Origin of the sequence: Brevibacterium sp. S111 (genome assembly GCF_004745075.1) — a bacterium.
In the GTDB taxonomy this organism is placed as follows: Bacteria; Actinomycetota; Actinomycetes; order Actinomycetales; family Brevibacteriaceae; genus Brevibacterium.
The window spans coordinates 235,340-247,787 of record NZ_RHFH01000002.1 but is presented as its reverse complement, the minus strand read 5'-3'; the positions used below and the strand labels follow the sequence as shown (position 1 = coordinate 247,787).

The following is a 12,448-nucleotide window of genomic DNA, read 5'->3' as shown; positions in this document are numbered from 1 at the left end:
TCACTGGAAGCCGATTTGTGTTTGTCGGCAGGGGTTGGGTATCGTTTTACTTCGGGTTCACCCCGATAAGGGCCTATAGCTCAGGCGGTTAGAGCGCTTCGCTGATAACGAAGAGGTCCCTGGTTCAAGTCCAGGTAGGCCCACGTCCCCAGTTCGGGGATTTCCTTTCGAGGAGGATCATGAGGAAGTGGATTCTCAGCGGTCTCACAGCGGTGGGACTGGGAGTGTTCTTCCGGTGGCGGCACCTGAATCAGAGTGCCCAAGCCGAATGGTCCGAACACACCGACTCGGTGTGAGGGTGAGAGCCCGATTCGGGGGTATGGCGCAATTGGTAGCGCATCTGCTTTGCAAGCAGAGGGTTAGGGGTTCGAGTCCCCTTACCTCCACTCGAGTAGTTTTGAGACAGCACTCGTAACACGAAGGCTCCGAACCATTGCGGTTCGGAGCCTTCGTCGTTCGCTGAGTACTCGGGTTATGGGCCGGGCCCTTGAGACCGGGAGTGCTTCAGGCTCGCCAATATCCGAGGTAGCCGTCGATGAGGCCGTCATAGGTGTGCAGGGTGCGGTTGTTGTTGAAGTTCTGGTGCCACACCTGTCCCTCGTAGTAGATGCCGATGTGGCCGTAAGCAGAGGTGTCGTTCCCGGTGCCCCAGACGAGGATGTCGCCGTTCTCGAACTTCTGGTCCGTGTGCCAGGTGAAGCCATTCTGCTTCATCTTGGTCCCGCCGGAGCCGCCGGACTGGTAGTCGATGGCCTCGCCCCACGCGCCGTGGTCGACACCGTGGACCTCTTCGAGCGCCCGGGAGATGAGGCTGACGCATTCTCCCTGATACCTGCCCTGGGAGTTCGCCGGCGACTGTCCTTTGTAGTGGTTGAGGAAGTCTCCGATGCTCGAGAACTTCTTCTCCGCCTCCGGGCTCGCCGAGGCCATCGATCCGGTGCCGAGCACGGCGGCTCCGGCGATCATCGCGGTTGTCATGGTCTTCGTGGTGACGTTCTTCAGAGTCATTCTCTTCTGTTCGCTCCGGTCGACTGATTGACATGGAGGCGTGCCCGAAGTGGGCTCGTGACTTCCGCTGTCGACGCTAACAGCGCCGGAATGAACATCCGATACGTCGAATCGAAGAGACGGTGAACTCGCTCGCCATCGCAGATCCCGGTGACCTCGCCGAGGCGGGACCGGACGCCACCGATGCCCGCCGTGACGGAGATCGCTGAGGTTTCGGGTTCTCCCCACTATCGGCCGGAAACGGGAATACGTTAGTCTGAGTTGCTGTTCTTACTTTCGTCTGCGCGCCGATTCGGCATCTGCGTGCGGCCTCCGCCCACATCCAGGGCCCCACAGATACATCCGAACGGAGCACCGTCTTGTCCAGCGACAGCTCACCCGCACGCGCGCAGGCCCCGCAGCAGGAGACCATCGATCCCGCCGGGATGCGGGTCATCTGGCTGCTGCTCGTGGCCGCCTTCGTGGCCATCCTCAATGAGACCACGATGGCCATCGCCATCCCCGAGCTCAACGCCTCCCTCGACATCCCGCCGGAACTCGGCCAGTGGATGACGAGTGCCTTCATGCTCACCATGGCCGTGGTCATCCCGACCACCGGCTTCCTGCTCCAGCGCTTCACTACGCGCCAGATCTTCCTGGCCGCGATGATCCTCTTCAGCGCAGGCACCCTCATCTGCCTCGTCTCACCCGGCTTCTCACTCCTGCTCATCGGCCGCATCGTCCAGGCCGGCGGTACGGGCATCATGATGCCGCTGCTGATGACGACGATGATGAACGTCGTCCCGCCGCATTCGCGCGGCCGCATGATGGGCCGCGTCGGCCTCGTCATCTCCCTGGCCCCGGCCATCGGACCGACGATGTCGGGCATCGTCCTCGACAGCCTCGGCTGGCGCTGGCTCTTCGCCATCGTCCTGCCGATCGGCCTCGTCGCCCTGGGACTCGGCGCGAAGTGGATGACCAACCTCGGCGAGTCCACCCACGCTCCCATCGACGTCCTCTCGATCGTGCTCTCCGCGCTGGGCTTCGGCGGCATCGTCTTCGGCCTCAGCCAGTTCGGCTCCGGCGGTTCCGGCGGTGGCGCTTCGGCCGGTCTGGCCTGGAGTGCGATCGGCGGCGGCGTCGTGTTCCTCGGCTTCTTCGTGTGGCGTCAGCTCGTCCTGCAGCGCCGCGACGGCGCCCTGCTCGACCTGCGCGTGTTCAACTCCCGCAACTACGTCATCTCCGTGGTCATCATGGCCGTGGTGGCGCTGGCGATGTTCGGCACCTTCTCCCTGCTGCCGCTGTACCTGCAGAACGTCGCCGGGCTCAACGCCACCCAGTCGGGACTCGTGCTCCTGCCCGGATCGGTCCTCATGGGTCTGCTCGGTCCCGTCATGGGTCGCATCTACGACGCACGGGGCCCGAAGACGCTGCTCGTCCCCGGCACGATCCTCATCGCCGTGGCGATGTTCTCGTACTCGATCGTGACTCCGGCGACGCCCACCTGGGTCCTCGTCGTCGTCCAGACCGGGATGTCCGTGGGCCTGGCCGCCTCGTTCACACCGCTGTTCTCGGCGTCCCTGGGTTCGCTCGACCGTCGCCTGTACTCGCACGGCTCGGCCGCGCTCAACACCCTGCAGCAGGTCGCGGGTGCGGCGGGCACGGCCCTGCTCATCTCGATCTACTCCGCGGCCCTGCACTCCGGTCAGGCCGCCGGTCGGACCGTGGCCGAGGCCGGTGCTCCCGGTGCGCAGACGGCGTTCCTGCTGGCCGCGGTCATCGCGCTCGTGTCCGTCGTCCTCGCCTTCTTCATCAAGAAGCCCGAAGACCAGGAAGATCACACCGCCGAGGTGGTCGAACCGAGCGCCGGCGCACCCGCGGAATGATCGGCGCACCGACCGCATGACCGCTGTCCCGGGGAACCCCGGGACAGCGGTCGCGTCTGTGGCCGCCTCGGCGAGTTCGACTCCGCCCTTGGTACGGTGACGTCATGACCTCCTCCGCGCATTCGGATCCGACTCACTCGCATCCGACGCACTCCCCCGAGATCCAATCGGACGTGAGGGTCCGCGGGGCGAGGGAGCACAATCTGCGCGATATCGATCTCAGCGTGCCCCGGGACGCACTCGTCGTGTTCACCGGAGTGTCCGGGTCGGGCAAATCCTCCTTGGCCTTCGGGACCCTGTACGCGGAATCCCAACGCCGCTACCTCGAATCCGTAGCCCCCTACGCCCGGCGACTCATCGATCAGGCCGGAGTCCCGGACGTCGATTCGATCACGGGCATGCCGCCGGCCGTGGCCCTGCAGCAGCAGCGCGGCGGACGCAGCGCCCGCTCGAGCGTCGGCAGCATCACGACCGTCTCCAGCCTCGTGCGCATGCTCTACTCACGGGCCGGCCACTACCCGGACGATGAGCCGATGCTCCTGGCCGAGGACTTCTCGACGAACACCGTCGAAGGCGCCTGCCCCGAATGCCATGGGATCGGCCGCGTCTATGAGGTGCCGGAGGAGAGGATGGTCCCGGACCCGACGCTGACGATCAGGGAACGCGCGATCGCGTCCTGGCCGAAGGCCTGGCACGGCCACCAGCTGCGCGATGTGCTCGTGGCCCTCGGCTACGACGTCGACGTGCCCTGGCAGGACCTGCCGCGCGAGCACCGCGACTGGATCCTCTACACCGAGGAGACCCCGCACCTTCCCGTCCACTCCCGGCTCACCCTCGCCGAGGCGCGCGAAGCGATCGCCGCGGGCACCGAACCGACCTACTCGGGAACGTTCGTCGGCGCCCGGAAATATGTGCTCGACACCTTCGCGAACACGAAGAGCGCAGCGATGAAACGGCGGGTGGCCGAGTTCCTCGCCGCCGGACCCTGCCCGGTCTGCCACGGCAAGAAGCTCAAACCCGAAGCCCTGTCCGTGACGATCGCCGGGCTCGACATCGCCGAATTCTCCGCTCTTCCGCTGCACGAACTCATGACCGTCCTCAACGAGGCCGTCGCCGCGGCCAAGGCATCATCGGACGACCCAGCCGCGGACCGTCATCCGACCACGGCAGATCCCTCCGCGGAGAAGCGAGCGACGACGGTCCGCCTCGGCGAGGGTCTCATCGACCGACTGCGACCCATCAGCGATCTCGGGCTCGGATACCTCTCGCTCGATCGGACCACCCCGACGCTGTCCGGAGGGGAGCTGCAGCGTCTGCGACTGGCCACGCAGCTGACCTCGGAGCTCTTCGGGGTCGTCTATGTGCTCGACGAACCCTCGGCCGGTCTGCACCCGCAGGACGTCGACGCTCTTGTCGGCATCCTCGACGGGCTGAAGGCGCGCGGCAACAGTCTCTTCGTCGTCGAACATTCCGTCGACATCATGCGGCACGCCGACTGGCTCGTCGACATCGGACCCGGGGCCGGAGAACGCGGCGGAGACGTCCTCTACAGCGGCCCCACGGCCGGTCTCGCCGAGATCGAGGACTCCGTGACTCGGGGGTACGTCTTCGGCAATCGCGGACTGGACCCGCACGAACCCCGCTCACCGCAGGGCTGGATGCGCTTGGAGAACATCCGACGCAACAACCTCGACGATGTGAGCCTTCAGGTCCCGCTGGGAGCGCTCACCGCGGTCACCGGTGTCTCGGGTTCAGGCAAGTCCAGCCTGGTCAGCCAGGTGCTTCCCGTGATCGTCGGCGACCGGCTCGGTGCTCCCGCCGAGGCTCGCGAAACCGAACCCGAGGGCGACGAGCTGCTGCTCGTCGACGAATCCGAGGAACTGCGCGGCAGCGTCACCGGCGATCTCACGGACATCCGGCGGGTCGTGAGCATCGATCAGAGACCCATCGGGCGCACCCCGCGCTCGAACGTTGCGACCTACACGGGCCTGTTCGACCATGTGCGTCGCCGCTTCTCCGAAACTCCCGAAGCCCGAGAACGCGGCTACAGACCCGGCCGGTTCTCCTTCAACGTCGCCGGCGGCCGCTGCCCGACCTGCGAAGGTGAGGGCTCGGTGATGGTCGAGCTGCTCTTCCTGCCCTCGGTCTACACCGAGTGCCCGGACTGCCACGGAACCCGCTTCCAATCGAGCACCCTCGAAATCGTCTGGCGCGGACGCAATGTCGCCGAGATCCTCGACATGAGCGTCGAAGAGGCCCACGAGTTCTTCACCGGCGAATTCGACATCATCCGCTCGCTGACCGCACTCATCGACGTCGGACTCGGGTATCTGCGCCTCGGCCAACCCGCAACCGAACTCTCAGGCGGCGAAGCCCAAAGGGTCAAGCTCGCCAGCGAACTGCAGCGCTCACAGCGCGGAGACACACTCTACGTGCTCGACGAGCCGACGTCGGGGCTGCACTGCGCCGATGCCGACCGTCTCGTCGCTCACCTGCAGAGACTCGTCGATGCCGGCAACACCGTCGTCATGGTCGAGCTCGATATGCGGGTCGTCGCCGTCGCCGACCACGTCATCGAGCTCGGTCCCGGGGCCGGAGACGACGGCGGACGGGTGGTGGCCGCGGGCACACCCGCGGACATCGTCGCCGACGGGGCGGGCCCCTCGGCGAGATACCTGGCCGCGGCACTGTCCGCCGACCGGTGATCTCAAGCACACGAACCCTGCTGCCCGGCCCCCGCGAACCGCAGAATCAGACGGATCGCGGGGGCCGATGCGATTGTTGGAGACGTCTAAGTCTCAGTTGTCCGTAGACACACCCGATTCGCGCCGGGAAGTCTGGAAGACATGCCCACAGCGCTCCTTCGCCGCATCACGGTGTGCCTGCTCATCGCCGCACCCGCCGTGGTGCTGCGCATCACCGGCACCGAGGCGGCCCCCGTCCTCGATCTCCTCGCCTTCGGCACCGCGATCGTCGCTGCCGCCTTCCTCCTGGCCTGGGCCGCCGAGGCGGTGCAGAAGGACATCTCGGGAGCCCTGGCGATCGCCCTGCTGGCGCTCATCGCCGTCCTCCCCGAATACGCCGTCGACCTCTTCTACGCCTTCCGTTCCGGTTCCGATCCCGACTACCTGCACTTCGCGGCCGCGAACATGACCGGATCGAACCGGCTGCTGCTCGGCTTCGGCTGGCCGCTCGTGGTCATCATCGCCCTCCTCGCCGCCCGCCGGATGACCAAGCGCAGGGCCGCCGACGCACCGGCCTCGCTGCGACTCGAGCCCGGCAGCCGGATGGACATCGGGTTCCTCATCATCCTCGGTGTCCTCGCCTTCGCCATCCCGCTCATCGGCAGCATCCCGATATGGTTCGGCATCGGACTCGTGCTCGTCTTCGCCGCCTACCTCTGGCGCGCCGGCCGGTCCGCCGGAGACGCGGAAGGCGAATTCGTCGGTGCCGCCGCCGACATCGCGGCAATGCCGACGAGGGGCCGACGGGCGACCGTGATCGCCCTGTTCGTCGTCTCCGCGGCGATCATCCTGCTCAGCGCCGAACCCTTCGCTGAGGCGCTCGTGGCCTCGGGGCAGAGCATCGGCATCGACAGCTACTTCCTCGTCCAATGGCTGGCCCCTCTGGCCTCGGAGGCACCCGAGTTCGTCATCGCCGCGATGTTCGCCCTGCGCGGGATGGGCCGGGCGGCGATCGGCACGCTCATCGCCGCGAAGGTCAACCAATGGAGTCTGCTGGTCGGGTCCCTGCCGATCGCGCACTTCGCCGGCGGGGGCGGGTTCGGGCTGCCCCTGGACCCTCGCCAGGTCGAGGAGTTCACGCTCACGGCCACGCAGACCATCCTCGGCGTGGCGATCATCCTCGCGCTGCGCTTCCACTGGGCACCGGCGCTGGGTCTGGCGGGACTGTTCGGGCTGCAGTTCTTCGTCACGGACACGTCCGGACGCTTTGTGCTCTCGGCGATTCAGGCGGGACTGGCGATCGTCTTCCTCGTCCTTCACCGTCGCCACATCCTGCCCACGCTGGCCGCACCCTTCCGCCGATCCGGGCATGAGAGCTCAGATGAGACCCGCGGTGATGCCCTCGCCGAGGCGGCACCCACCGATCGGGCGAAGGCACGTGCGTAGAATGACGATCATGCCGCGCCCTGCAGTGACTCGGATGGTCGAGGACTATGTCACCCTCATCTGGAAGGCCTACGAATGGCCGGGCGGTCGCCCCGCCACGACGGACCTGGCCGAACAGCTCGGTGTGACCGCCTCGACGGTATCGGCGAACCTCAAGAAGCTCGCCCGCGACGGCTATATCGACTACGAACCCTATGGGCAGATCGTCCTGACCGACGCGGGGCGGCGGACCGCCGTGGAGATCGTCCGACGCCACCGGATCGTCGAAACCTACCTCGTCGAAGCCCTCGGACTGACCTGGGACCAGGTCCACGAGGAGGCCGACCGGCTCGAACATGCCGTCTCCGACCTCGTGCTCGAGCGGATGAACGCCGCCCTCGGAGACCCGGACCGGGACCCGCACGGTGATCCCATCCCCGATGCGCAGGGGCACACCGCCTCGTTCCCGAGTCGCCGTTTGGAGGAGACCACCCCCGGAGAGGAGGTCTCGGTCGTGCGTGTCTCCGACCGGTCTCCCGAGCTGCTGCGCTATCTCACCGACCGAGGGATCGTCATCGGCACGCGCCTGACGGTGACGGCAATCAGCTCAGCGGCGTCCTCGATCGCCGTGGACATCGACGGTGAGAGCGTCGAACTCGCCCTCGACGCCGCCGAGGCGATCCGCGTCGAACCCGCGCTCGGCTGAACCGTCGACTCTGCTCCGGTGTGAGGCTCTCAGGGGTTCGAGTTCCCTTACCTTGCTCCCATCATCTGCCGGGACGTTCCCACAGCACCGTGTCGAGGGTTCTCACAGCACCTTGTTGAGGAAGGACTTCGTGCGCTCGGACGTCGGGGCCTTGAAGATCTGCTGCGGTGTCCCCTCCTCGACGATGGCGCCTGCGTCCATGAACAGCACCCTGTCGGCAACCTCACTGGCGAAGCCCATCTCGTGGGTGACGACGACCATGGTCATCCCCTCCTCGGCGAGCTGCTTCATCACAGCGAGCACTTCGCCGACGAGTTCGGGGTCGAGCGCACTCGTGGGCTCGTCGAAGAGCATCATCTTCGGTTCCATCGCCAGGGCCCGCGCGATGGCCACGCGCTGCTGCTGACCGCCGGAGAGCTGTGCGGGATAGGCCTCGGCCTTGTCGCCGAGGCCGACCTTGTCCAACAGCTTCAGCGCCCTGTCCCGCACAGCCTGCTGACTGAGGCTGCGCACCTTCCGGGGTGCCAAGGAGATGTTCTCGAGCACGCTCATGTGCGGGAAGAGGTTGAATTGCTGGAAGACCATGCCGATCTCCGTGCGCACCTCATTGATGTTCGTGTTCTTGTCGGTGAGGCTCTTGCCGTCGATGACGACCTCACCGCTCGTGATCTCCTCGAGCATGTTGAGGCAGCGCAGGAACGTCGACTTGCCGGAACCGCTGGGCCCGATGACGCAGACGACTTCCTGCGGCTCGACCTCGCAGTCGATGCCCTTGAGCACTTCGTTGTCACCGAAGGATTTGTGCAGATCGGATACGCGGATGATCATCAGTGAGTCAGCCTCTTCTCCATGACATTGAGGACCTTCGACAGAGTCAGCGTGATGACCAGGTAGAAGATCGCGACCGTCGTATAGATCTCGACGGCGTTGAAGTGGTTGGACGCGACGAGGCGGCCCTGAAAGATGAGTTCGGGAACGAGGATGACCGACAGCAGCGAGGTGTCTTTGATGCTGATGATGAACTGGTTGCCCAGCGGTGGGATCATCCGCTTGAACGCCTGCGGCCAGATGACATAGCGCATCGTCAGGTGCTGGGAGAGCCCGAGAGACCGTCCGGCCTCCATCTGCCCCTTCTCCACCGACTGCACCGCGCCGCGGACGATCTCGGCGATATAGGCTCCGGAGTTCAGGCCGATGACGACGATGCCGGCGGTCAGTGAGGGAATGTTGAAGCCGATGATGAGCGGCAGGGCGAAGTAGATCCAGATCGCCTGCACGAGCACGGGGGTCCCGCGCAGGACCTCGATGTAGACGGTCGAGAGGCTGTAGACGATCCTGCTGCGGGAGATGCGGCCGAGGCCGAAGATCGCACCGAGGATGAAGCCGATGATGAGTCCGACGACGGAGACGAGCAGCGTGTAGTACAGACCCTGCAGCAGTGCCGGGATGTAGTCGATGACTCCGACCCAGTTGAATTGGGCTAAGCGGGACATATCTTCCTTCCACAGGACTGCGGGCACGGGATGGCTCCCCTGCCCGCAGTCCGCTGTGCTCTCACAACTGGGATGTCAGTCTTCGGCCGGTGGTTCTTCGCCGAACCATTCCTTGTACATCTCCGCGTACTTCCCGTTCTCCTTGATGGTGGCCAAGGCTTCGTCGACGGCCTTGACGAGGTTCGGGTTGTCCTTGGAGATCGCGATGCCGTAGTCCTGCGCTTCGAGCAGGTCGCCGACCATCTTGAGCTTGTCCTCACCTTCGGTGCGGATGTAGTAGGCGACGTTGGGCTGATCGTAGAGGACCGCGTCGGCACTGCCGGACTCGACCGCGAGGTAGGCCTGGTCGAGCTGTTCGTAGGTCTTCGCCTCGGCGCCGTCGATGTTCTCGTCGATGTAGGCGGCACTCGTCGATCCGAGGCGGGTGGCCACGGTCTTGCCGTCGAGGTCGTCGATGCTCTTGATGTCGTCATTGTCGGTGGGCACACCGAGGATGAGACCGGACTTGTAGTACGGGTCGGAGAAGTCGATCGTCTGCTTGCGTTCGTCGGTGATGCTGATGCCGGCCACGGCGAGGTCGAAGGATCCGGTCTGGAGACCGGGGATGATGCCGTCGAAGTTCGTCACTTCCTGTTTGAGTTCGAACCCGGCTTCATCGGCGACAGCCGTGATGAGGTCGATGTCGAAGCCGACGTACTTGCCGTCTTCCTTGAATTCGAAGGGAACGAAGGAGGTGTCTGTGGCGTAGGTATACGAGTCTTCGAGCGCTGCGTCCTCGTCGCCGCCGTCGGAGGAACAGGCCGAGAGCCCGGCTGTCAGGGCCAGTTGTGCACGCGGATGAGGTGCTCGTTGGTGAAGGCCTGGAACGCCCACTGAGCGTTCTCGCGGCGGTGACCTTCTTCCCGAACTTCTGCCCTTCTCGAGGCTATCGGTCCACACCGAGGACATGAGACCGTCGAATAATGAACCGTTCCGGTGAAGTGAACTGATCGCAGAAGACCTGAGGTTTCCGGCAAGTCAAAGCTCCTCGAAGGTGGCACTGGAATCCTCGAACAACCGGGCATGAAGTCGAGCAATGGGGAACAGATCAGAAATTGTTACGACGAGCTTGGACTCTACGACCAGACGAACTCCGGTCGGTCGACGGGGCAATCGAGGGCCGCGCCCCGTCTGCTGAACATCGAGCTTGTGCGAAGTATCAATGCTCAACGGCTACTGCTCAAATGTCTTCCTCCCAGCTTCAGAAGGCTTCAGGATCCGCGTGACACGAGATATCGAAGTTTAGGAGGATAATGACCTTGTGCACGATTCCCGAAGAGACGCAAACCTTTCCGATGTTATGCGAGCAGTTGGTATACTGTATCGCCGCGCGACGCGCACGTTTGACCAGGACCAAAGCAGCTTGCCAGTCGGCACCCGCTCAGTGCTTGAGCTGCTTGCCCTCACGGCTCCACAGACGGTCCCCCGCATCGCAAAGACGTTGTTGCTCAGTCGCCAATTCGTGCAGCGTAGTGTCGACTATGGCGTCGATCAAGGATTCCTAGAGTTTCAGGAAAATCCGGCTCATCGCCGGTCGAGATTGGTTTCCGTCACCGTTGAAGGGCGGACCACAATTGAGGGCGTATTGCGTCGTGAACAGGAGCACTTTGCTGACGCCAGAGACCAGTTGACCGAGGACGAGATCTCGACCTGTCTGTATGTACTCAACATCATTCGCGACCAGACAGACTGGCGTCCTGCGACCGAAGGCGGAGGACTAGCTGGCAATGAGTTCGCGTGACCCGAGCGTGAAGAACCAAGTTCGCCATTCGTCGAGAGACCAGCCGCATTCAATGACGAGTGGGCCGAACGAGGCGACGCTTGCACATGCGTAGAGCAGGTCGGCGACGCGTTGCGGATGAGCCTCGGCCCTAGCTCCGGGCAGCTTCAACAATCGTTCAGCAAGGGTTAGGCTGAATCGACTGCGTTGCTCGTGCAATTCTTTCAACAGCAACGCCACGTCGGGATCTGCCGCTGCTGATTGTATAACGAAATAGATTGAAGAAACCTTCTCAGTTGCCTCTGCGACGTGGCTGGAAGCCATTCGCCACGCCTCTTCGACTGACGACATCTGTTCAATGTTCCGTGCCCATTCCCGGTCGAGGAGGGGACGCACGTCACCACCGCCAATTGCAAAATCATGAGCAGCTTTGAGGACTCCGACTTTCGACGTATACGCGGAGTAGATCGTCTGCACGCTGACGTCCGCCTGAGACGCGATATTCGTGATCGTAGTTGCGACATACCCCTCATTGACGAATAACGTGCATGCAGCTGCAGCAATGCGTCGCCGAGCCTGTTCATCTCGCGGCCTCCCTCGTCCCCTCACTGTTTTGACCTCAGCAGGCGCCGGACCTCAGTTCCGAGGAATTTGGGGTCCTCGACATGGGCGAGGTGTCCGTGACCCTTGAGCACGGTGACTTCAGCAGACGGGATGGCTGCGGAGACACGTTCGAAAGCAGGACCGTATGGCAGAACTCCCTGAGAATGTTCTCCGACAAGGAGGGACGCGTCGATCGCACTCCAGCCTACCGTCGGTGAGAAGCTGTTCAGCGCCTCCAGTTCTGACGCCAGTGGTCCAGCCAGGTCGCGAAGATGAGCCCAAGCCGGGGTATCACGCATCGCAGCAACTTCGTTTGCCGGTACGTTTGAGATGTCCCGATTGACGATGGTGACTCGTTCGTCTAGGTTGGCAGCGGCAAGTGCTGGAACTGCCTCTCCGGCGAAGGGCGGTAGGACCGGATCGTAGGCGATAACGGAAGTGACGCGACTATCTTGAGCGGCGGCTTCTAAGGCAATTGTGCCGCCCAGGCTCCAACCCACCAGAATGACCTCTCCCTGGACTTCGTCGATCCATGCACGCAAGTCGTCGACTTCGGTGGGGAGGTCGTAATCTGTCCCCTGAGGTCCGCTATCCCCGCGGCCGCGACGGTTGACGATCAGCAGGGGACTACGGTCGTCCATCGCTTCTGCAACCGGGACGAAATCGGCTGCGTCGGCCATTGCCCCGGGAACGATGATGATTCCAGGTCCGTTGCCGAAGCGCCAGAGCGCGTGCAACTGCACGCCGCCCGAGCAGATGAACCGTGACTCCATTTCTCACACATGCCTTCCTAGGCCTCTGAACTATTTTCTAGAATCATAGTACATGAAATCAATGCCAGAAGTGCACTCAAGTGCATTCTCCTGTTGACCTCGCGAGACGTTCGAGTTACTTTGATAGAACGA

The 12,448-nt window shown here is 63.9% G+C and carries 11 protein-coding genes and 2 tRNA genes; 7 read left to right on the top strand and 6 right to left on the bottom strand.

What is annotated here, in order from left to right; translation table 11 throughout:
* Window positions 1–69 precede the first annotated feature (69 nt).
* Together EB836_RS03475 and EB836_RS03470 are read left to right on the top strand one after the other, a co-directional pair.
* Window positions 70–143, top strand: a tRNA-Ile gene (locus tag EB836_RS03475).
* 170 nt (window positions 144–313) lie between these two features.
* A tRNA-Ala gene (locus EB836_RS03470) sits at window positions 314–386 on the top strand.
* Window positions 387–504: 118 nt separating this feature from the next.
* Here the strand turns inward: EB836_RS03470 and EB836_RS03465 are convergent.
* A complete protein-coding gene (locus tag EB836_RS03465) occupies window positions 505–1,008 on the bottom strand; it encodes a CHAP domain-containing protein (RefSeq protein WP_135537698.1) in 504 nt (167 codons plus the stop codon).
* Between the two features lie 425 nt (window positions 1,009–1,433).
* Here EB836_RS03465 and EB836_RS03460 point away from each other — a divergent pair, with 425 nt between their 5' ends.
* The 4 genes from EB836_RS03460 (at window position 1,434) to EB836_RS03445 (ending at window position 7,688) form a co-directional block, all read left to right on the top strand.
* Window positions 1,434–2,873 carry a DHA2 family efflux MFS transporter permease subunit gene (locus EB836_RS03460; RefSeq protein ID WP_135537878.1) on the top strand — a complete coding sequence of 480 codons (1,440 nt, stop codon included), beginning with the start codon at window positions 1,434–1,436 and terminating at the stop codon, window positions 2,871–2,873.
* Window positions 2,874–2,977: 104 nt separating this feature from the next.
* Window positions 2,978–5,578, top strand: coding sequence for an excinuclease ABC subunit UvrA (locus EB836_RS03455; RefSeq protein WP_135537697.1), 2,601 nt, complete (start codon window positions 2,978–2,980; stop codon window positions 5,576–5,578).
* A 141-nt stretch (window positions 5,579–5,719) separates the two neighbouring features.
* Window positions 5,720–7,003 (top strand): sodium:proton exchanger, encoded by a 1,284-nt coding sequence (locus tag EB836_RS03450; RefSeq protein ID WP_135537696.1) that lies wholly within the window; start codon window positions 5,720–5,722, stop codon window positions 7,001–7,003.
* A 10-nt stretch (window positions 7,004–7,013) separates the two neighbouring features.
* Window positions 7,014–7,688 carry a metal-dependent transcriptional regulator gene (locus tag EB836_RS03445; RefSeq protein WP_167854336.1) on the top strand — a complete coding sequence of 225 codons (675 nt, stop codon included), beginning with the start codon at window positions 7,014–7,016 and terminating at the stop codon, window positions 7,686–7,688.
* Window positions 7,689–7,790: 102 nt separating this feature from the next.
* On the opposite strand, the gene EB836_RS03440 is transcribed toward EB836_RS03445, so the two are convergent.
* The 3 genes from EB836_RS03440 to EB836_RS03430 form a co-directional block, all read right to left on the bottom strand.
* Entirely contained in the window at window positions 7,791–8,516 is a 726-nt protein-coding gene (locus tag EB836_RS03440) for an amino acid ABC transporter ATP-binding protein (protein WP_276606420.1), read from the bottom strand.
* The gene (locus tag EB836_RS03435; protein ID WP_135537694.1) at window positions 8,516–9,181 is read right to left on the bottom strand and encodes an amino acid ABC transporter permease; all 666 of its coding nucleotides are present in this window, start codon (window positions 9,179–9,181) and stop codon (window positions 8,516–8,518) included. Before EB836_RS03435 ends, EB836_RS03440 begins: the two co-directional genes overlap by 1 nt.
* Window positions 9,182–9,256: 75 nt before the next feature.
* Window positions 9,257–10,054, bottom strand: coding sequence for a transporter substrate-binding domain-containing protein (locus EB836_RS03430; RefSeq protein ID WP_205683291.1), 798 nt, complete (start codon window positions 10,052–10,054; stop codon window positions 9,257–9,259).
* A 427-nt stretch (window positions 10,055–10,481) separates the two neighbouring features.
* Between EB836_RS03430 and EB836_RS03425 the strand changes: the two genes are divergently transcribed.
* Window positions 10,482–10,961 (top strand): MarR family winged helix-turn-helix transcriptional regulator, encoded by a 480-nt coding sequence (locus EB836_RS03425; protein ID WP_135537692.1) that lies wholly within the window; start codon window positions 10,482–10,484, stop codon window positions 10,959–10,961.
* Here the strand turns inward: EB836_RS03425 and EB836_RS03420 are convergent.
* Window positions 10,938–11,549, bottom strand: a complete 612-nt coding sequence (locus EB836_RS03420) for a TetR/AcrR family transcriptional regulator (protein WP_083532478.1) — start codon at window positions 11,547–11,549, stop codon at window positions 10,938–10,940. The genes EB836_RS03425 and EB836_RS03420 overlap by 24 nt on opposite strands.
* Window positions 11,546–12,316: an alpha/beta hydrolase gene (locus EB836_RS03415; RefSeq protein WP_135447383.1), complete on the bottom strand. Its 771-nt coding sequence runs from the start codon at window positions 12,314–12,316 to the stop codon at window positions 11,546–11,548. The genes EB836_RS03420 and EB836_RS03415 overlap by 4 nt, the downstream gene beginning before the upstream one ends.
* Window positions 12,317–12,448 lie beyond the last annotated feature (132 nt).